The organism is Chryseobacterium cheonjiense, from assembly GCF_012927265.1.
Lineage (GTDB): Bacteria > Bacteroidota > Bacteroidia > Flavobacteriales > Weeksellaceae > Chryseobacterium > Chryseobacterium cheonjiense.
Window position 1 is genome coordinate 635,019 of record NZ_JABBGF010000001.1, and the last position, 21,484, is coordinate 656,502.

Sequence of the window (21,484 nt, forward strand, 5' to 3'; positions counted from 1 at the left end):
AATTATTCCGTTTCGAATTTTATACCGGTCATCTCTTCGCTGAGGATCCAGAGCTTTTCTGCCAAATTCAAATCTATGGAGTAGGGTTGAACTCCCCTGATTGTGGATGGGTCGTCATATCTGTGTTCAATTTGTCCGCGATCAATTTCGGCGATATCACAGTTTTCACAATAAACGCCACCGATATCTTTCAGTTCAGGACTTGTAGCACACCAAATTGTTGTGGCAGCTCCTTGCGGGATGGTTTTTAATTGAGCCTGAACTTCGGGTTTTATTTTCCCGTCTGCATCATGAGTTCCCATCTGGATATACAGATCGATGGGTTCCTCTCTTCCCAGATCTGTGCCGTATACTGAGCCGGGATGTACAGCATAGGCACGAACATTGAATTTTTTTGCTCTTTCATCAAGAGCCACTGCAAAAAGATTGCTGGCTGTTTTCGATTGTCCGTAACCCAGCAGCGTTTCATAGGTCCTGTTCTCGAAATTGGGATCATTAAAGTCAAATGGCGACATCTGGTGCCCGTAAGATGAAACATTGATTACTCTTGCTTCGTCTGCATTTTTCAGGCTTTCCCATAATGCTGCAGTAAGATGGAACTGCCCCAGGTAATTCGTTGCCAGTTGCGATTCGATTCCGCGGCTGTCCCTTCTCAAAGGAACCCACATAATGCCTGCGTTATTGATCAGCATATCCAGATTTCTTCCCGAATCTAAAAACCGGTCTGCAAAATTACTGATAGATTGCGGATTCATTAAGTCCAGTTTTTCAATTTTGATATTGTTTAAACCTGAAAGATTTTTTTCTGCCTTTTCAAGGTCTCTTGCGGGTACTATGACGGAAGCTCCGGCTTCTGTGAGTGTTTTTACTGTTTCAAGTCCTATTCCGGCATAGCCCCCCGTTACGATTGCGGTTTTTCCGGATAAATTAATTTCGGTGATGACTTCTTCTGCTGTTGATTGTGCGTTAAATCCCGAATTGATAGGACGTTGTGATTTACTAAGTCTCATTTTTAAATATTTTTATTAACTGAGACAAAGGTAGATTAGCCAGCGTTTTTTCGTTTTGTTTAAAATGTCAATTTATTTTGTTTAAAATTTCACAAGAAAAAATGTTTTTTAGCATCCTGATCTAATTCTGTTAAATCCTCCTTTCAATTTATAAATTATCATAAATGCGTTGCGCATTCCTTCGTGAATAAGTAATTTTGAAAAATTTTCAGATTTGAGTCCTACCATTTCCATAGTTGTTGCTATTTTTAACCGTAAAGATGAGCTTTTTGAGCTCCTGACTTCTCTTACTTCACAGACTGATAAAGATTTCGAAATTATCATTGTAGATGATGGTTCGCTGATTGATCTGCGGCCTGTGATTGAAAATTTTAAAACATTTTTAACGATCAGGTACTTCAGGAAAGACAATTCCGGGCCGGGACTTTCCAGGAATTACGGGGCGAGAAGGGCAGCCAATGAATGGCTGGTTTTTGTTGACAGTGATGTGATCGTGGAGAAAGATTATATCGAAAATATTAAAAAAGATATTCTCGAAATCCCGTGTGATGCCTTCGGCGGTGCAGATAAGGCGCATAAAGGCTTTAACCTGATGCAGAAAGCCATTTCCTATTCCATGACTTCCGTTTTTACTACCGGCGGAATCAGAGGGAATAAAAAGGCTGTATCGAAGTTTCAACCGAGAAGTTTTAATATGGGTGTAAAGAAAGAAGTTTTTGAAAAAGTAGGTGGTTTCTCTGAAATGCGAATAGGAGAGGATCCGGACCTTTCCATGACGCTTTGGGAAAACGGATATACCACTGCTTTCTTCGATAATATTGCCGTTTATCACAAGAGAAGGGTAGACTTCGGAAAATTCTCAAAACAGGTGTATCAGTTCGGATGTGCAAGGCCCATCCTGAACCAGAGACATCCAAATTACGTGAAAATATCCTTTGCTTTTCCAACCTTGTTTTTATTGGGTTATATCATGGGCTTCCTTGAGTATTTCTTCATGGGAAAAGGCATTATTCTTGCCTTTTATGGGTTGTACACCTTCACGGTGCTTTTTCATGCACTGTTTGTTACCAAAAATATCAGCATTGCCGGAATGGCGGTAATATCTACATACATCCAGATGTTTTCATACGGGTACGGATTTTTAAAATCCTGGGTCTTGCTGAATGTTTTCAGAATGAAACCGGAAGACGCGTTTCCGAAGCATTTTCATAAAAATTAATTTAATTACTTTATAAACATTCAAATTGTCATTCTGGAAGAATCTGAGCAACAATTTTTTATATTTAAAATGTTTCACTTCAAAAATGTAAATTTTAAAATTTTGTTGGCTTTAGCTTTCAACCTTAATCATCCGTCTTTTGCTGTTTAATATTTCAAATTCTTGATTTTTCTTCCGTAGATTACATAGATTTTGCAGATATGGTTTAATTTTCATTTAATGCAGTAAGTTTCTCTCTTAGAAGTATCTCATCAGTGCATTTCAAAAACTATGTCTGGATGCTTTTAAGATAACGTCAAAGCGTTAAACTTTATTAAAAAATAAAAGCTGTCGTGATCACGACAGCCTTGACAATAAAATTAAGATGTAAATATGGTTTCATGGTTGAGAATGCCTGTTTTGAGCATGCATTCCCGCATCTTTTCGTAAGTTCTTTCGATATCATGGTCGAGACCAATGGAAAACCGGATCAGTCCGTCCGAGATTCCCATTTCTGCACGTTCTTCCTCCGGAATTTCAGAAGAAGTTGAGCTTCCTGAACATGAAAATAAAGTTTTATAGAATCCCAGGCTTACGGCAAGATATCCCAGGTTTTCCTGCTGCATCATCTCCATCAGTTCGTTGGCTTTTTCAGTAGTGCCGGCATCAAGAGTCAGCAAACCTCCAAAGCCATATTCTTCATGCATCATGCTTTTCATCAGTTCATGGTTTTTGTGAGATTTCAGTCCGGGATAAGAAACTCTCAGCCCGTCGTTTTCAAACCTTTCAGCAAGATACATGGCATTATGGCTGTGCTGCTTCATTCTGATATGAAGGGTTCTCAGGTTTTTCAGGATACTTGCAGAACGCAGGCTGTCCATGGTAGGTCCCAACAACATACATGCTCCGGTATTCACATTTTTGGTGTCGTTGATGAACTCCTGAGTTCCACAGTATACACCACCAACGGTATCGCTGCTCCCGTTGATGAATTTTGTAAGGGAATGGATCACAATATCCGCTCCCAGTAAAGAAGGTGAGATGGAAAGTGGTGAAAACGTATTATCAACAATCAGTTGTAAGTTATGTTTTTTACAGATTTCAGATAATTTTCTAAGGTCAGCAACCTCAAGAAGCGGATTGCTCACACTTTCACAATATATAATCTTTGTGTTTGGCTGGATGGCATTTTCAATAGAGTCAAAATTATTGATGTCTACGAATGTTGTTTCAATATTAAATGGCGGAAGAAAATTTTTCATAAAAGCATACGTTCCTCCGTAAATTGTTCTGCTGGAGATTATATGATCTCCGCATTTACATACCTGTAAAAGAACAGAAGTAATGGCACCCATTCCTGAAGCCGTAACGTTTGCAGCTTCCGTATTTTCCATTTTGGCAAGGGCCTCGGAAAGATACAGATTCATGGGAGAAGAATGTCTTGAATACAAATAACAGCCTTCCGCATTTCCTTCAAATGTATCGAACATTGTTTTTGCAGAAAGAAATGTATAGGTTGAACTGTCTGAGATTGATGGGTTCACACCACCAAATTCACCGAAATACTGTAAATCCTGAATTTCGTTTGCCGCGTTAAAATCTTTCATATGATATAATTTTTCCGTTGCTAATATGAAAGTATTCCCATTTTTTTACAAGGTAAAATGAATTTTATAGAATATAAATCTATTAAGTTGTATTTTGGTAGAAATAAAGTTTATTATATTTGATGAATATAAATTTTTAACAAAAAATTATCTATGGCACTTGATGATACGGATAAGAAACTGCTCCTTTTTTTGCAGGAAGATTCTAAGCAGACCACCAAAGAGCTGTCTTACAAACTGGGTTTGTCTGTAACCGCTGTTTATGAACGCATACGGAAACTGGAAAACACGGGCGTGATTTCGAAATATGTTGCCATTCTGGACCGTCATAAAATTGACAGGAATTTTATCGTGCTGTGCCACGTGAAACTGACACAGCACAAAAAAGAATACGTCCTGCAGTTTGAAAGGGAAATTATGAATCTGCACGAAGTAACGGAATGTTTCCACGTAAGCGGTGATTACGATTATATCCTGAAAATTGCCGTAAAAGATATGGAAGATTACCGGAATTTTATGCTCTCCAAACTTACTACCCTGCAGCATATTGCAAGCACCCACAGCTCGTTTATGATCTCTGAAGTGAAAAATACAACGGCCATTGTTTTGTAATTGTAATATAGTATTTCCAGAATCCTTTAACTCGAATTGTTCCTGATTTTATTTTTAAGGAGCCATTCCCGCTTTCCGCACTCGCTATTTTTTTGGTTTCAGCGCGGCGGCGAAGCCGCCGCGCTGAAACCAAAAAAATGAGCTCAGACAAAGCTGCAATCGGGGCTAGGCCTCAGTCTTTTATTTCAATAAAAGTTTTAACTATACCAAAACACCATTTTTAGAAGCAATCGGATCCGGAAGTTCTGTGTCTCCGGTCATTTGCAGTAAATCTATTTCTATCGTTCTGCAGATCGAAAGCATCGGTATATCAAACATGAGCCCTTCAAAAGGGTTTTCCGAATAATCACCAACCAGTTCCATGATGATGTAAATCCATCCGATTGTAATACAAAAAGGAATAGACGCCCAGATTCCCCAATCGCCCAGTTTGGCGAATTCGCTTACCAGACCTAGCGGAAGCAGCATGATAAAAATAACATTAAATACAAAAGCAGTACTGGCAAACTGTCTCGGCAATGGGAATTTCTTGATTCTCTCAGCCTGTCCCTGTAACGTATAAAATTCATTCAGGCAATCTTGTAGCTGCATGTGATTAAATCCTGAAATTACCCCCATATTCTTTAGTTCATTAATGTCCTTCGACTGCTGTGCGATAAGGTAGGTGGTAAAATTTTTGTAGTGGGCCTGCTGTTCTGCTTCTTCTTCAGATAAATATTTATTGAGGAATATAGGAGTTCTTCCATAATCGGGAAATCCTGCTTTAATCAAGCGATTTCTTTTCTGGTCAACATTTTTTAACTGATCTTCTTCTACTTTAATATGCTCCCATTCAGTGGGGATTAGGAGCTGTTCACGCAATTGGTAAAGCCACGCAATATGTCGGTATACTATTTTCTTTCTGTGGTCTTCGAGATCAAACTTTCCAACCTGTTCGTTACCGGTATCAAAAGCAGAAACCATAGAACCTAGCATCCGGCTCGAGTTCACGATTCCGCCCCATATTTTTCTGGCTTCCCACAATCTGTCGTAGGCCTGGTTATTTTTAAAACCAACCAGGAAAGCTTCCGCTGTACCGATCAATGCGACGGGAACCCAAGGTATGATCATCCATTGCCAATTAAAAAAGTGAAAAAGAACAGCTATCAGCGTGCACCAAAGAGATATAAGAATAAGATGAAATCCTGATAAATTGAGAACCTGCCTGTAATTGACGTATTTTGTAGTGATCATAATTGTTACACATTTTCTAAAGATGATTAAATGTAACAAAAAGCATACAAAAAAAGCCCCTAATTTTTTAGAGGCTTATTTTTTATTTTATTCTGAATTAATATTTCAGCATTTCGTCGATTTTTGCGCTTAGCTTTTCTGCGTTTGGCAACATTTCTTTCTCTAAAATGAGATTGATAGGAACTGCCGGAACATCAAGGGAGCCCATAGTTTCCACAGGAGCATCAAGATATTTGAAGCAGTTTTTGGAAATTCTGTGGGCAAAAGCTTCTGCAAATGAATTGTTAAGCTGCTCTTCCGTTAAAACGATACATTTTCCGTGTGCCTTTACTCTTTCAAAAACCAATTCTTCATCAAGCGGAATTAATGTTCTTAGATCGATCACTTCTACTTTTCCGCCGAAATTTTTTGCGGCTTCTTTAGCCCAGTAAACACCCATTCCATAAGTTACAACCAGTAAAGTTCTGCCTTTTTCTATTTCCTCTTTATCCGCTTCGATGATGATTTTTCCTTTCCCGAAAGGTAAGATGTAATCTTCTGCCGGTTCTATTGTTTTTGCATCCTCGGTTCCCGGAACTTTGCTCCAATAAAGGCCTTTATGCTCCAGCATAATAACCGGATTCGGGTCATAATAGGCTGCTTTTAACAGACCTTTAAAATCTGCGGCATTGCTTGGATATGCTATTTTTATTCCTTTGATGTTGGCAAGAATGCTTTCCACGCTTCCGCTGTGGTAAGGCCCGCCTCCACCGTAAGCACCGATTGGCACCCGGATGATATTGCTTACCGGGAATTTTCCCTGGCTCAGATAATTCGACTTTGAAATTTCCGTAATCAATTGATTGATTCCCGGATAAATATAATCGGCAAACTGAACTTCAACAATCGGTTTCAGTCCTACTGCGCTCATCCCTGTGGTAGAACCGATGATATAAGCTTCCTGGATGGCAGTATTGAACACTCTTTTGCTCCCGAATTTTTTTCCTAATGTCACGGTTTCACGGAAAACTCCGCCAATTCTTTCTCCAACATCCTGTCCGTATAACAAAGCTTCCGGATGTTTCCACATCAACTCCTGAATAGCATGAATGGCAGCATCTACCATCACGATCTTTTCACCGCCTTCCGGTTCGCGTGTCCCAACCTCCTCTGTAATCGGAGTAGGCGCAAAAACGTGATTCATTACGGTTTCAGGTTTCGGGTCTGCTGCATTTTTAGCTCTTTCGAAAGCTTCTTCTGCCTCAAGCCGCGCTTTTTTGGTTATTTGTTTTAATAATTCTTCATCAACGCCAGAATCAAGCAACTGGTTTCTGAGGATTTCTCCCGGATCTTTGGCCCTGTGTTTTGCTAAATCATTCTCATCTCTGTAAAATTCTCGTCTTACTCCCGAAGTATGGTGTCCGATAAGAACGGTTTTTGCACAAACAACCAAAGGTTTTCTTTCATTACGTACAAAATCTACCGCTTTTTTCATGACTTCAAAACTTTCGATAAAGTCGGTGCCGTCTACTCTCATTCTGCTGAGACCTGTAAATCCGGCTACAAAATCGTAAGCATCGCAGGTTCTTGCTTCATCCTTGGTAACGGAAATTCCCCATTCATTATCCTGAACCAGGAAAATAATCGGAAGCTGATGTAATGCTGAAAACTGAAGCGCTTCACTCACTTCGCCTTCTGTAACGGAGTTGTCTCCGAGACTGCATACAACAACAGGATTGTTCTCAAACTGCTGAAGATTAAAATTCTCGATATATTTTATTCCTTGAGCTACACCGGCGGTAGGAATCGTCTGCATTCCGGTCGCAGAGCTCTGATGAATAATCTTAGGTTTGTTTTCGTCTCTGCTTGAAGGGTGGGAGTAATAAGATCTTCCTCCGGAAAACGGGTCTTCAGCCTTTGCGAGCAACTGCAGCATCAACTGATAAGGTTCAAAACCAATTCCCAGAAGAATGCTTTCGTCTCTGTAATAAGGTGATACCCAGTCTTCTTTTTTTAATTGATAGGCAGTGGCCAGCTGAATGGCTTCGTGGCCTCTTGACGTGCTATGAACGTATTTGGTAACATTTCTGTTTTCTTCGTAAATATCTGCCATTGCTTTGGCCAGCATCATATGATTGTAAGCTTTAAGCAGAATCTCCTGAGAAACTTTTTCGTGAAGTGTATTTTCCATAGAAAGCAAAGATAAACAAAAAAACAAAAACACTAACAAGTGTTAGTGTTTTTGCTTATTGTTTTAATTTAGATAACAAAACTGTTATTCTTTAATTACTTTTTTCGATACAGTATCTTTATCTGTTTTAACCTCTATTACGTATATTCCTTTTGTATAAGAACTAAGGTCGATAATCTCTTCGTTATTTTTAATCGTTCCGGTCTGAAGTTTTTTGCCTGAAAGGTCATAAACATTAAAGACAGCTTTCTTAGGAGCTTTTAATACTTTTACAAAATCTTTTGTAAGAGTCGGTGCAATAACTAATCCATCCTCTTTTGTAAGATCATTGGTTGCCAGTACGGATGCTGTTTGTCCGGTTACCATAATCGAATAATTCTGTGGTGCAGGGGTCCCTGCATCATTAACAAGCGTACCTTTGTTTGTAATTTCAATTCTGTAATTTCTATTAGCCACAGCATTATCAATGACAACCTGCTCAACATTGTCCACTGTATTATCTGCTTTTGTTGCAGGGTTTAATGGATTATTGGCATCAAGTTTCCAAGGATAATATATAGTATTGGTAGTAAGATCTATAATTCTCAGATCAAGATCATTAATAAGTTTTGATGTTCTGTTGTTGTACACATCAGATACAAGCTGGTAATTTGGCGTATATTTAGGGTCAATCCAGCTGATAGTAACTTTTAATGGCTCGCCACCTTTTGCAGTAACCGTTTTACTGTTTTTAACTCCGCTGCTTAAGGTTTCATCAGCAAAAATAACAGTATTGTTAGACTTTCCTACCAGTAATTCTGCTCCTTTTTTAGCATCAATAAATCCCCATCCGAACCATGGATCTGGCCCGATATTTCCTGCCTCGGATGCAGAGTGAATGGTAAGTACTTTCGCTGATGCAGCATTCAATAATGCATTATTGAAAAGCTGCTTATTAATTTGTGTCCAAAGTCCGATAATTCCTGTTACAATAGGTGCGGAAAAAGAAGTACCGCTTCCAGATGACCATGTAGTACTTCCTGTTGCCGAAGTAGCTGCGTACAAAACATTTGTTCCTACAGTAGAAATATCCGGTTTTATTCCTCCATCATCTCGCGGACCAGCGCTGCTGTAATCTGAATGCACTACATCAAATGAATCTGTATAACGAAAATTATTGTTGGAAATAATATCAGTAGCCCCTACCACAATAATGTTTTTTGCAAGAGATCCGGTTCCTATACAGTCGTATCCTTGAGAACAGTTATTAGGCGGTATGGTATCGCTTGCGGTGAATGCTACTGCACTCCCTGAAGATGCGTAATATTTGGGAATGGCTGAAGAAGCATTCGCTGGGCCCATGTTGAAATAATTTCCTGCCGATTTTACAATTATAAGGGATGGATTATTATTTACCAGCATGTCATAATTATAATCATTTGTATTGTAAGTACCCTGAAGGTCATAGAATATATTTCCTGCCTTAGAGCCATTGTATACATAAGAACTGATATTTCCATTGGTGTCGTAATTTTCTGTCCACCCTGAATTTACTCCATATGAGTGGTTGGAAATATTAGGTTGGGAAACGAGTATTTTTTGGAAAACATTACTGGTCGAAAGATCTCCAGGCAGAGTGGTAGTGCTGAACATGTAGCTGTCCATTGTAGAATTTATTGCAACACCTTTCGCATTTCCTACAGTAACACCTCCACTGGTTAAACTAACGCTTTTCCCTCCGATAAAGCTCCCTACTCCTGTTGAATGATCAGAATAGCTTTGTGTGCTTGCTTCTTTATTGCTAATTCTTCCTGCTGCATTATTGAACGCTGTGTGAGCTTCATATATTCTTCCGCCATCAAATATCGTATATTTAATATTTTCGCCGTTAAATGCACCCGTAAGTCCAGTAATGTTTCCGGATGTATTGAGCAGATCAGAATTGGAATTCATTAATTGTCTTGTATCTTGTTCCTGTAAAAAATAAGGTACGTCAAAATTAAATCCTCCTAAACGTGACTTTAATGAATCTATTTTTTTCTTTGTTTCCGGATCAGGATTTTTCCCATATACTCTCTCAGCATAAGTATCAAACTTTTTTTCATTTTCAACTTTTTGCTGTTCAAACTCCCTTCTTAAATTTTCATTGTTTTTTTGTGCATACGCTGATAAATATAACAACGTACTGATCAAGATTAGATTTCTCTTCATGCCAATTAATAATTACAATAATTAATTGGCAAATATATATAAAACTCATTAATTCACATAATTAATTGATGATATTTTGAATGATACTGCTAAATTTTAATTAATCTTAAAATAATATAATAATTATGCTTTTTTATTTGTAAATATTGATAAGCCAAAAATGTCGTTTGTCTTCAAAACAACTTAAATTTGAGACTGACATCGGAAAAATTAAAGTAACTTTACATACTCTTTTAATAAAAGCTAGAAAGTACATGTATTTAGTTTTTGACACAGAAACAACAGGTTTACCAAAGAATTTCAACGCTCCGTTTTCAGACTCAGACAACTGGCCAAGAATGGTTCAGATTGCATGGCAGCTGCATGATGATGATGGAACACTTATTGAAAATCAGGATTATATTATAAAACCGGAAGGATATGATATTCCTTTCAACGCTGCAAGAATTCACGGAATTACTACTAAAATAGCCAATGAAGAAGGACGAGACCTAACGGAAATTTTAAATGAATTTTCTAAAGTATTAGAAAAAGTAAGAGTGGTTTCCGGACATAATGTTGAGTTCGACTACAATATCGTTGGAGCCGAATTTTACCGTAAAAATATTAAAGACAACCTTCAGGAGAAACCAAGAGCAGATACCATGGTGCTGGGAACCGATTTCTGTCAGCTTGGAGGAGGTCGGGGAGGCAGATTCAAACCTCCGAAACTGGAGGAGCTTTACGAAAAGCTTTACGGACATAAATTTGATGAGGCTCACAATGCCGCAGCTGACGTAAATGCTACGGCTCAGGTGTTCTTTGAGATGATGAGAATAGGCGTGATTCCGGCAGAAATTTTAAAGATTTCCGAAGATCAGCTTGCTTATTTCAAGACGCTCTATCCCGAACCGATTAATCCTTTCAATATTGTTATCAGAAGGCAGGTTGCGGATTTCCATAATAAAAAGAAACAGCAGGATTTTGGAAGTATTGATGAAATTGATCTGGGAAAATATTTCAATTTTGATAATCACAGTGTTTTTTCAACATTATCGGCGACTTCCAGCATTAATGATCTGATTAAAAAAGCCACCGATGATAACTTCCCGGCTGTCGGAATGGTGGATTTGGGAAATATGATGGGCGCTTTCAAATTTGTTTCCGCAGTAGAAGGTGCTAATTCAGATCGTGCTAAAAAACATAAGGAATATTTAGCAAAAAAACAGGAAGCCGAAGAAAAAGGCGATGCATTCAATGAAGCTGAACCTGTGTCGGAGCCATTAATTCCTGTTGTTGGCTGTGAGTTTTATATTTCAGACCGTTACGAGCAGAAACAGTTTACCAAAGATGATCCGGACCGGAGGACGCAAGTTGTGCTGCTGGCGAAAGATTTTAACGGATATAAAAACCTGGCAAAACTTTCAAGTATCGGATTTTTGAAAGGATTTTATTTTGGAGTTCCCAGGGTTAGCCGTGAGCTGATTGCTCAATATAAAGAAGGAGTTATTGCTTTAACTTCGGGAATCAACGGAGATATTCCCGATGCTATTTTAAATACTGGTGAACAAAAAGGAGAGGAGCTTTTCAAATGGTGGAAAGATACTTTCGGAGATGATTTTTATGTTCAGATACAAAACCACAAACTGCCTGAAGAAGAACATTTGAATGATGTACTCCTTCATTTTGCAGATAAATATAATGTTAAAATTCTGGCGCAGAACGAAACGTTTTACACCAACAAAGACGATTCTAATATTCAGGATATTGTCAGCTGTATCAAAGATGGTGAAAAGCTGTCAACGCCCGTTGGTAAAGGCTTTGGTAAAAGAAGAGGTCTTGCCACAGGCGAATATTACATTAAAAATTCAGATGAGATCAAGGAAGCATTTCTTGCTTATCCTGATGCTTTTGATGCGTATGAAGAATTTACTGCGAAGTTCAAGCCTTATACCCTTAAAAGGGATGTTTTGCTTCCGAAGTTTGATATTCCTCAGGAATTTGTGCATGCTGAAGATGAACTTGACGGAGGAAAACGTGGAGAAATGGCTTATCTTACCTACTTAACGTATGAAGGCGCTAAAAATAGATATAAAGACACGGGAATCACAGAAGAAATTAAAGAACGTCTTGATTTCGAGCTTGAAGTAATTGCCAATACAGGTTATCCCGGATATTTCCTTATTGTACAGGATTTTTGTAATGAAGCCCGAAAAATGGGAGTATGGGTAGGCCCGGGAAGGGGGTCTGCTGCAGGGTCTGCGGTGGCGTACTGTATCGGAATTACAAATGTAGATCCTATTAAATATGATCTCCTTTTTGAGCGTTTTCTCAATCCGGAGAGGGTTTCCATGCCGGATATTGATATCGACTTCGACGACGAAGGTCGTGACAGGGTTATTAAGTGGGTAATTGATAAATATGGTCAAAGCCAGGTTGCCCAGATTATTACTTATTCTGTTTTGGGAGGGAAATCTGCGATTAAAGATGCCGGAAGAGTACTGGATGTACCAATTCCTGACACCAATAATATAGCCAAACTGATTCCTTCCACACCCGGAATGAATATTGCGAAAGCATTGGCAAAATATGATAAATTAAAACCGGAAGAGCAGATGCTCGTTGATGAAATGAGGTTTGTTCTGGATAGTCCTGCAGACCCTCGACATGATGTTCTGGCAAGTGCGAAAAAAATGGAAGGGTGTATCCGTAATACGGGAATTCACGCATGCGGGGTGATTATCACGCCGGAAGACGTAAGTAATCTGGTTCCCGTTACTATTGCGGCAAAAGATGCGGATATTTTAGTATCCCAGTTTGATAACTCCGTTGCGGAGAGTGCGGGTCTTCTGAAAATGGACTTCTTGGGTCTCAGAACCCTTACGATCATTAAAGATGCATTAAAGCTGGTGAAAGAAAAGCACGGTGTGGATATTGACCCCGATTTGATTCCGCTTGATGATACAAAAACTTATCAGTTATTTAAAGAAGGGCGTACGATCGGGATTTTCCAATATGAAAGTCCGGGGATGCAGAAGTATATGAGAGAACTGAAACCTACGGTTTTTGCAGATCTTATAGCCATGAACGCATTATATCGTCCCGGCCCGATTAAGTATATCCCGAATTTCATCAACAGAAAACACGGAATCGAAGAAATTGTTTACGATTTACCGGAAACCGAAGAATATTTAAAAGAAACTTACGGTATTACCGTATATCAGGAGCAGGTAATGCTTTTATCCCAGAAGCTGGCCAACTTTACCAAAGGTGAAGCCGATACGCTGAGAAAGGCAATGGGTAAAAAGCAGATTGATGTTCTTAATAAGATGTATCCAAAATTCATCGAAGGCGGAAGAAAAAATAATCTTGATGAAGAGCGATTAGAAAAAATCTGGAATGACTGGAAAGCCTTTGCAGAGTATGCTTTCAATAAATCGCACTCTACCTGTTACGCATTTATTGCCTATCAAACAGCCTTTTTGAAAGCAAATTACCCGGCTGAATATATGGCGAGCGTAATGAGTAATAACATTAACAATACCGAATCAATTACCATGTTCATGGAAGATTGTAAAAGTATGGGCGTGGATGTTTTAGGGCCCGATGTTAATGAATCCCAATATAAATTCTCGGTAAACGAAAAGGGGCAGATCCGTTTTGGTCTGGGAGCGATAAAAGGAATTGGAGAAGGTCCCAGTGAAGCTATTACAAGAGAAAGAGCCAATGGGAGATTCAAAAATATTTATGATTTTTTTGAAAGAATTCTTCCTTCACAAATGAACAAGAGGGTAGCAGAAAGTTTAGTACTGGCCGGAGCTTTTGATGAATTGGATTCTTTCCACAGAGGCCAGTATTTTGACATCGACATGGCTGGAAGAACAAATCTGGAAAGATTAATCCGCTACGGGCAGAGCTTTCAGGAAAGTAAGAATGAGATGGAGAATTCTCTTTTTGCTGATTTTGCGGAAGAGGTTCAGATTGAACAGCCGAAATTGGCGCCCTGCCCGGAATGGCCGAATATGCATAAATTAAATAAGGAAAAGGAAATTATCGGATTCTATCTTTCTGCTCACCCACTGGATGAATTCAAATATCAATATCAGTTTATGCAGGGCCAGCTTTCTAAAAAAGCCGTTCTTGAAAAAGAAGAAGAAGTGAAATTGGTAGTAGATGAAACTCCAGTTCTTGAGCAGGATGCTCCTGAAGATGTGACTGCACTTGTAGAAATTGTCTCCGATGATATAGTGGCGGGCGAAGAAGAAGAGCTTATTGAAGAAGTTACTAAGAAGGCAGAACCTAAAGGCGTGTTTCATTTTCTGAATCTCGATGAGGTGGATGCTTATAAAGAGCAGGCTTTCTCCGGTACTCAGGAAGAATTGTTTGAAGAAAAAAAGAAAGACTGGAAAACCATACAGAAAGAAAGAGAGAATGGCGGTGGCGGAAAAGAATATACCGTTGCGGGTCTGATTACTGAATATGTGGTCAAAGATGGCTTCAGAAGCGGTGAAAAGGTGGCTTTCGTAACGCTTGAAGATTATTCGGGATCTTATTCTTTCAGGTTGGGAGACCGTGATTACATGCGACTGAAAGAAAAGCTGGAAGTACAGCGTTTTGTGATCTTTAAGATCAAATTTGCTCAGGTTAAAGACGGAAGGGTTTTTGTAAATGTAACAGATGTCATTGAGCTTCAGGAAGCATTTGAGCGATTTGCCAAAAGTATTTCTCTGGTAATGGATGTGATGGATTTCAGGCCTGAAGATCTTACCTTTTTCAGAACTGTTCTTGATCGTAATCAGGGCAGTCAGAAACTTAAGTTTTATATTAAAAGTACGGAAGAGGAGCGTGAAGAGCATCTTGAAGTCCAGTCGATGAAGCATTCGGTGCATCTCAGCGGTGAGTTGATTAAAGAAATTCAACTGCTCAATAAGTATGAATTTTATTTAAATTAAATTTTAAAAGATATATTATAAAACGGCTATTAAGCCGTTTTTTTTTGCTTAGTGGTAATCCTGGAAATACGAATTTTTAATATAAAAAGATACCACATTAAATTATATATTATTCACTTTAGTATGATTTTATTTGTTATTTTAATAATTTAATTGCATTATTTTTATTTATTTTTTACATAAATTTAAATTTATGTGTATTAAATGTTTTTTATTTTCTATTTTTAAGGTCTAATTTAAAACAAGTCTTTATGAAAAAACTTTACACGGGTACGTGGCAATGGTGTCGTGGCTTACAAAGAAAGGGAATTATTGCCCTTGCATTTTTTGGAGTTATGCAGAGTATGAATGCGCAGGTGAGCAACTATACATTTGCACAAACTACAGGAACGTTCAACAGTATTGCCTCTTCCGGTGCTCTTGTTTCCGGAAGTGATGCTACAACATCAACCACTAATGATACATCCGGATGGGCGGTTACCATTCCTTTTAACTTTAATTTCAACGGAACCGATTATACCTCAATGTATGTAAACTCCAACGGAGGAGCTACGTTTGGCACTACAACAAGTACGGGAAGTACTTTAATATCTTCAACTACCGGTTATTCGGGGGCTGTAGCTGTTATGAACAGAGATTTATGGGGGGTATTTATTACTTCGGGAGTTACCACAAGTGGATCTGATGTAATTACCAATGTGGCTTCATTCAAAGGAATTGAAATAGGAAAGCAGTTGAATAGTGTTAATGGTATTCCCGCTAATGCTACCGTGACGGCTTTTGATGAAACGGCAGGTACAATTACCATGTCTGCTCCGGCTACATCAAGTTCTTCGGCTGCTGTAGTAAGATACGGAACTGGTAAGGTGCTTACTGCAGTGGAGGGAACTGCGCCGAACAGGGTTTTTGTTATTGAATGGATCGGTTATAATGATTATAGTACTGCTGCAACAGGAAGTAATTATCTTAACTTTCAGCTGAGACTGGCTGAGACTTCCAATCGTGTTTCCATTGTTTATGGACCCAGCTACAATATCAATACAACGGTCAGAACCAATCAGGTTGGCCTGAGAGGATCTTCAAACACTGATTTTAATAACAGATCGAGTGCGGCCGGTATTCTCTGGGATTCTACAATAGCCGGTACCAGTAATAGTGCGACGGTTTCAAGAGATAATACGAATTTCCCTGCTTCAGGATTAACATTTAACTGGGTGCCTCCTACGTGTTTTCCTCCGACTGCGTTAACGGTTCCTGCCGCTACGGTAACCCCAAATGGAGCTGTTGTATCCTGGACGCCTCCTTCAGTAGTGCCTGGAACTGGATATGAAGTGTATTACAGTACATCAAACACTGCTCCTACATCAGCTACTGTTTTAGGTACAACAAATTCTACGACTTCTACAACGGCTTCAGCTTCTATCAGTGGTTTATTGCCATCCACTACATATTATGTATGGGTGAGATCGGCGTGTTCGGGATCGGATAAAAGTGTTTGGACTTCGGCTTCTTCATTTGTGACATCATGTCAGCCTCCTGCTATCTTAAGTGTAAGTGGTGCGACTGTTTGTGGTGCATCGGGTTCTGCTGCTATATCTGTTACTGCAGATTCGGGGGCAGTCGTTACTTGGTACGACTCTCCGACGGGTGGAAATGTATTAAATACCGGAAGCTCTTATACGACACCTGTAATTTCAGCCAATACTACATATTATGTTTCGGCTAAAACTCCTGGTGCAAACGGGCAGGTAGGCCCTGCAAGCCCATCTGTTTTAGGTAGTGTGAGTGCAACTAATTATGCAATTGGTACCTATTATCAGATTTTTGATGTTACTGCTCCTACTACTTTGGTAAGTGTAGATGTTTTCCCGGTTTCTTCTGTTACAATCGGTACGGCTTCTGCTGTAGAGATCAGGAACAATGCAGGAACAACATTAATTTCCGTTCCTTATACTGTTGCTGTAAATGATGGAGTTACGCCACAGACGGTTACCATTAATTATCCTTTGGCTGTAGGGACCGGATACAGAATAGGGCAGGGTGTAGGAATCAATCTGAACAGAAATACGGCCGGAGCAACTTACCCATATACATCTGGTGCTATAAGTGTTACAGGGAATAACTTCTCTTCAGGTCCGAATTACTGGTATTATATCTATAACTGGAAATTTTCATCCAGCTGCGAAAGTGCCAGACAACCTGTGAATGTAACTGTAAATGCTGCCTGTCTCGGGACTTCAGAAACTTCCAGCTTAAAAGACAGTATCAAAGTATATCCAAATCCTTTTACCGACATGCTGAATATTTCTGAAATAGAAAATGTAAAATCAATTGCTGTTATGGATCTTGCAGGAAGATTAGTTAAAACACTTGAAAAACCTGAATCTGTAATTAATCTGTCTGATCTGAAATCCGGAATGTATATGATTACCTTATATTTAAAGGACGGAACTCAGAAAACAATTAAATCAATCAAAAAGTAATTTTATCACTATATATTGAATAGCGGCCGTTTTCGGCTGCTATTTTTTATGATGTAAAATTGCATAGGTTGAGATTAGATGAAATGATTTTAAATTTTATGTTATTAATAATCAGTTATCTAAATAATTCATCTTTTTGAGATAAATTATTAAAAATCTAAATTTTATTCATTTTTATTAAATTATTAAGTTGTTTTTATAAATTATATTAAAAATTTTATTATAATATTTGATAATGTATAATTAAATTAATATTTTTACTGCCTAATTTTAATTTAACTAAGTATGAAAAAACTTTTACTTACGTACCTTTTATTTCTGGGTACATTACTGTCGGCTCAGATTACCTTGGGATCTGGGACGACATCGGGTGGTGTCTCCACTTCGGTAGCCACGGTTCCATGGAGTACCTATTACGGGTACAGTTATGCACAGCAGATTTTACTTAAAACCGATATTAATGCTGCCGGTGCTGGAAATATTACAGGATTGAGATTCTTTTTAGGGGCTTCTGCGAGTCTTTCGAATTCCAATGACGTTGTCGTTTATCTGGGTCAGACTACAAAAACATCTTTTTCATCAACTACGGACTGGGTTCCTACAAGTGCAATGACCCAGGTTTACAGTGGTACTGTAACGAATAATGCAGGGGTTGTAGAGATTACTCTTACAGCGCCTTTTGCATATGACAATGTGAATAATCTTGTTATTGCAATAGATGAAAATAAAGCTGGTGACGATGGAGGCGAGCTTTTCTATACCTATACCAGCGGAACAAATAAAACATTGTATTACAGAAGTGATACTACAAACCCGAATCCTGCATCCATTACGCAGACAGGTACAAGATCTGCCACTCAGTCAGTAGTTACATTATTGGGGCTTGCTCCTAATCCAGTTCCTGCGTGCCCTGCAGTTACCGCTCCAACTGCTGCTGCTACAGGAGTTTCTGTACTGCCTACCATTACCTGGAATGCCGTAAGTGGTGCAACAGGATACAGGCTTTCTGTTGGTACAACATCAGGAGGGACTGATGTGTTAAATAATGTTGATCTTGGCAACGTTACCACTTATACGCTTGCATCATCTCTGCAATTTAATACTCAATATTACTATACCTTAAGTTCTTATAATGGTGCTATTCCTTCTGTAGCATGTTCAGAGAGATCTTTTACAACTTCAAACATTACCTGTCCGGCTGTTACTGCTCCGGCAGCGGCAGCTGTTGGTCTTTCTGTTACACCTACTATCACATGGACGGCATCACCAGGAGCTACAGGATATAAAATATCTGTAGGAACAACTGCGGGGGGAACAAATGTTTTGAATAATGTTGATCTAGGAAACGTTACCTCTTATACATTCGCTTCCGCTTTGATGAATAGTACCAAGTATTATTATACTGTAAACTCTTACTCTGCGCTTGCAACTTCATCAGGTTGTACAGAAAGAAACTTTACGACTATCTGTACTCCTGTAGCATCTTTCTCTGAAAACTTTGACACAGTTACAGCAGGGACATGGCCGAATTGCTGGGCAAAAGTAGGAGCAAACGGCTCTGCTTACACTCAAGCCAGTACAGTAATGAGTGCTCCGAATAATATGTATATTTATACTACGACAGCTTCTACTCCGGCAGTAGTTTCTATGCCTCCGGTAAGTACCCTTCAGCTGGGAACGTACCGTTTGAAATTTAAGATGAGAGGAAACTTTACAGCTGGGGATAAAATAGATGTAGGATATCTTACAGACCCTGCAGACGCATCTACGTTTGTATCTTTTGGATCTACTTATACTGCAAACAGCATAACAGCAATAGATAATTATACCATTAACAATATCACTGCACCGGCTGGTGTTACCACAATGGCATTCAAGCATATTGGTCCATCGGGATACAGTATTTTGATTGATGATGTTGTTTATGAATTAATGCCTTCATGTATAGAGCCTTCGGCTGTTACAGTTTCAGCTATTGGTGCAAATAATGCAACTGTTTCATGGACTGCTCCTTTATCAGCCCCAGGCAATGGCTATGAGTTTTATTACAGTACGACAAATACAGCGCCAACGGCTTCAACTACAGCATCCGGTACAAGCAGTACTACTTCTGCACCTTTATCTGGATTGACAAGTTCCACAACTTATTATGTTTGGGTTCGTTCTGTATGCAGTACTTCAGATAAAAGTGTCTGGACGGCAATGGCAACATTTACCACGGCATGTAATGCTGTTAACATACCATATACTTTAAATTTCGACGGTGTAACCACGCCTGCGTTACCGGTTTGTACATCAGCCGTAAATTTAGGAACAGGTAATATATGGAATACTTCTACCGCAACGGGCTTCACCGGAAATGTGTTGAATTATACTTATAACTCCAGTAATGCTGCAAATACATGGTTCTTTACTCAGGGAATTAACCTTACAGCGGGAGTAAGTTATAGAATTAAGTATAAATATTCAAATGCTACAGGAACCACACAGTATCCTGAAAAAATGAAAGTTTCTTATGGTAGTTCAGCTACTGCTGCCGGAATGAACAATCTTTTAAAAGACTATCCGGTTATTACGGGAGGTGTTATTACTAATGATTTCGTTGATTTTACTCCTGCATCAACTGGTGTTTATTATTTTGGATTTAACGCATATTCTGCTGCCAATATGAACAGGATATATGTAGATGATATCAATATTGATGTTACGCCTACATGTTTTGAACCTACTGCTTTAGTATCTTCCAATATTACAGCTTCTTCTGCAAATGTTGCATGGACTGCACCGGCACCAGCTCCTGGAAACGGATATGAAATTTATTACAGTACAACAAATACTGCTCCTACGGGTACAACAGCTCCAACTATTACAGGAATTACAGGTACTTCTCAGGCTTTAAGCAATCTTTCTCCTGTATCAACATATTATGTTTGGGTAAGATCAAAATGTTCTGCAAATGAGGTAAGCAGCTGGTCAAGTAATTTTGTAAGTTTTAGTACGCCTTGTGCTGCGGCCGTGCCTACATATACCAATGACTTTGCTTCAACAGCGGGATCATGTACTTCTAATGTTTCAGGAGGTTCTCCTACGGGAGGTGCAGCAACCGGAACAACAGCTTATTGGGTACAGAGTAACTGGTTGAATACGCCTTCAGCGAATACAGGAACAGGTTCTATGAAAATGAACTTATACTCTGTTAACAGAGCAGGCTGGCTGAAACTGGCTCCTTTGAATCTGTCAGCAGGAGGATACAAAGTAAAATTCGATTATGCTGTAACAACATATTCAGGTACTGCTGCATCTGCAATGGGTTCAGACGATGTTGTTCAGTTTGTAGTATCACAGGATGGAGGAAATACATGGACTATTCTTCAGACATGGAATGCTGCTAATGCTCCTTCTAACACATCTAATACTTTTTCTTTGGATCTAACAGGTTATACAGGTGCTAATACAATTTTTGCATTCTATGGAAATGATGGAACGGTAGATGATACGGAGGATTATAACTTCTATATTGATAATTTTGTTGTAGAATTAAGCAATATATTATCTGCGAGTGATGTTAAGGTAAATGCAAATAATGGCATTAAACTCTATCCAAACCCATTCAGTGAAGTATTGAATATTTCTGATGCCTCTAATGTGAAAAATGTTTTGGTAACAGATTTCTCAGGAAGATTGGTAAAAACTATTGCAAATCCTGGTAAAGAACTTCATTTGGGAGAACTGAAACAAGGGATGTATTTAGTAACTTTAGAAATGAAAGATGGTTCTAAACAAACCATTAAAGCAATTAAAAAATAGTATTTATCACTATATATTGAATAGCAGCCAGTTTTTTGGCTGCTATTTTTTTATGTTAAATGTGAAAGTAGGGATTTGATTATATTAGATTGTTTTTATTAAATATATGATATTCAGTTATAAAAATTAAATTAATAAGTGTATATTTATTATTAAAAATTAAATGTTTGTTTGGTTTTATTGGTTATATTGATAGTTTTTATGATAATTTTTTATAAACTTTATTATATTTTTTGCTAATTA

10 protein-coding genes are annotated in these 21,484 nt (G+C 38.6%); 5 read left to right on the top strand and 5 right to left on the bottom strand.

Going from position 1 to position 21,484, the window contains the following annotated elements; translation table 11 throughout:
- Positions 1-2: 2 nt before the first annotated feature.
- The gene (locus HHL20_RS03070) at positions 3-1,010 is read right to left on the bottom strand and encodes an SDR family NAD(P)-dependent oxidoreductase (RefSeq protein WP_169229715.1); all 1,008 of its coding nucleotides are present in this window, start codon (positions 1,008-1,010) and stop codon (positions 3-5) included.
- A gap of 214 nt (positions 1,011-1,224) precedes the next feature.
- Between HHL20_RS03070 and HHL20_RS03075 the strand changes: the two genes are divergently transcribed.
- On the top strand, positions 1,225-2,229 hold the full coding sequence (locus HHL20_RS03075) for a glycosyltransferase (protein ID WP_169229716.1): 1,005 nt from the start codon (positions 1,225-1,227) through the stop codon (positions 2,227-2,229).
- A 359-nt stretch (positions 2,230-2,588) separates the two neighbouring features.
- Here HHL20_RS03075 and HHL20_RS03080 read toward each other — a convergent pair whose 3' ends face one another.
- Positions 2,589-3,815 carry an aminotransferase class I/II-fold pyridoxal phosphate-dependent enzyme gene (locus HHL20_RS03080; protein WP_169229717.1) on the bottom strand — a complete coding sequence of 409 codons (1,227 nt, stop codon included), beginning with the start codon at positions 3,813-3,815 and terminating at the stop codon, positions 2,589-2,591.
- Positions 3,816-3,968: 153 nt separating this feature from the next.
- On the opposite strand from HHL20_RS03080, the gene HHL20_RS03085 reads away from it, so the two are divergent.
- Complete coding sequence (locus HHL20_RS03085) at positions 3,969-4,427, top strand: Lrp/AsnC family transcriptional regulator (RefSeq protein ID WP_169229718.1); 459 nt, start codon at positions 3,969-3,971, stop codon at positions 4,425-4,427.
- Between the two features lie 201 nt (positions 4,428-4,628).
- Here HHL20_RS03085 and HHL20_RS03090 read toward each other — a convergent pair whose 3' ends face one another.
- From HHL20_RS03090 to HHL20_RS03100, 3 genes are all read right to left on the bottom strand, one after another.
- Positions 4,629-5,660: a bestrophin family protein gene (locus HHL20_RS03090; protein WP_169229719.1), complete on the bottom strand. Its 1,032-nt coding sequence runs from the start codon at positions 5,658-5,660 to the stop codon at positions 4,629-4,631.
- Between the two features lie 97 nt (positions 5,661-5,757).
- Complete coding sequence (locus HHL20_RS03095) at positions 5,758-7,830, bottom strand: alpha-ketoacid dehydrogenase subunit alpha/beta (protein ID WP_169229720.1); 2,073 nt, start codon at positions 7,828-7,830, stop codon at positions 5,758-5,760.
- Positions 7,831-7,914: 84 nt separating this feature from the next.
- Entirely contained in the window at positions 7,915-10,020 is a 2,106-nt protein-coding gene (locus tag HHL20_RS03100) for a S8 family peptidase (RefSeq protein WP_169229721.1), read from the bottom strand.
- 254 nt (positions 10,021-10,274) lie between these two features.
- Here HHL20_RS03100 and dnaE point away from each other — a divergent pair, with 254 nt between their 5' ends.
- The 3 genes from dnaE (at position 10,275) to HHL20_RS03115 (ending at position 21,241) form a co-directional block, all read left to right on the top strand.
- Positions 10,275-14,951: a DNA polymerase III subunit alpha gene (dnaE, locus tag HHL20_RS03105; protein WP_169229722.1), complete on the top strand. Its 4,677-nt coding sequence runs from the start codon at positions 10,275-10,277 to the stop codon at positions 14,949-14,951.
- Between the two features lie 251 nt (positions 14,952-15,202).
- Positions 15,203-17,434: an Ig-like domain-containing protein gene (locus tag HHL20_RS03110; protein WP_169229723.1), complete on the top strand. Its 2,232-nt coding sequence runs from the start codon at positions 15,203-15,205 to the stop codon at positions 17,432-17,434.
- Between the two features lie 285 nt (positions 17,435-17,719).
- Positions 17,720-21,241 carry a fibronectin type III domain-containing protein gene (locus HHL20_RS03115; RefSeq protein ID WP_169229724.1) on the top strand — a complete coding sequence of 1,174 codons (3,522 nt, stop codon included), beginning with the start codon at positions 17,720-17,722 and terminating at the stop codon, positions 21,239-21,241.
- Positions 21,242-21,484: the final 243 nt, after the last annotated feature.

What these genes read in the sequence shown, in the direction of transcription:
- HHL20_RS03070 (WP_169229715.1), bottom strand. Translation starts at nt 1,010, where the DNA reads ATGAGACTTAGTAAATCACAACGTCCTATCAATTCGGGATTTAACGCA.
- HHL20_RS03080 (WP_169229717.1), bottom strand. Translation starts at nt 3,815, where the DNA reads ATGAAAGATTTTAACGCGGCAAACGAAATTCAGGATTTACAGTATTTC.
- HHL20_RS03085 (WP_169229718.1), top strand. Translation starts at nt 3,969, where the DNA reads ATGGCACTTGATGATACGGATAAGAAACTGCTCCTTTTTTTGCAGGAA.
- HHL20_RS03090 (WP_169229719.1), bottom strand. Translation starts at nt 5,660, where the DNA reads ATGATCACTACAAAATACGTCAATTACAGGCAGGTTCTCAATTTATCA.
- HHL20_RS03095 (WP_169229720.1), bottom strand. Translation starts at nt 7,830, where the DNA reads ATGGAAAATACACTTCACGAAAAAGTTTCTCAGGAGATTCTGCTTAAA.
- HHL20_RS03100 (WP_169229721.1), bottom strand. Translation starts at nt 10,020, where the DNA reads ATGAAGAGAAATCTAATCTTGATCAGTACGTTGTTATATTTATCAGCG.
- dnaE (WP_169229722.1), top strand. Translation starts at nt 10,275, where the DNA reads ATGTATTTAGTTTTTGACACAGAAACAACAGGTTTACCAAAGAATTTC.
- HHL20_RS03110 (WP_169229723.1), top strand. Translation starts at nt 15,203, where the DNA reads ATGAAAAAACTTTACACGGGTACGTGGCAATGGTGTCGTGGCTTACAA.
- HHL20_RS03115 (WP_169229724.1), top strand. Translation starts at nt 17,720, where the DNA reads ATGAAAAAACTTTTACTTACGTACCTTTTATTTCTGGGTACATTACTG.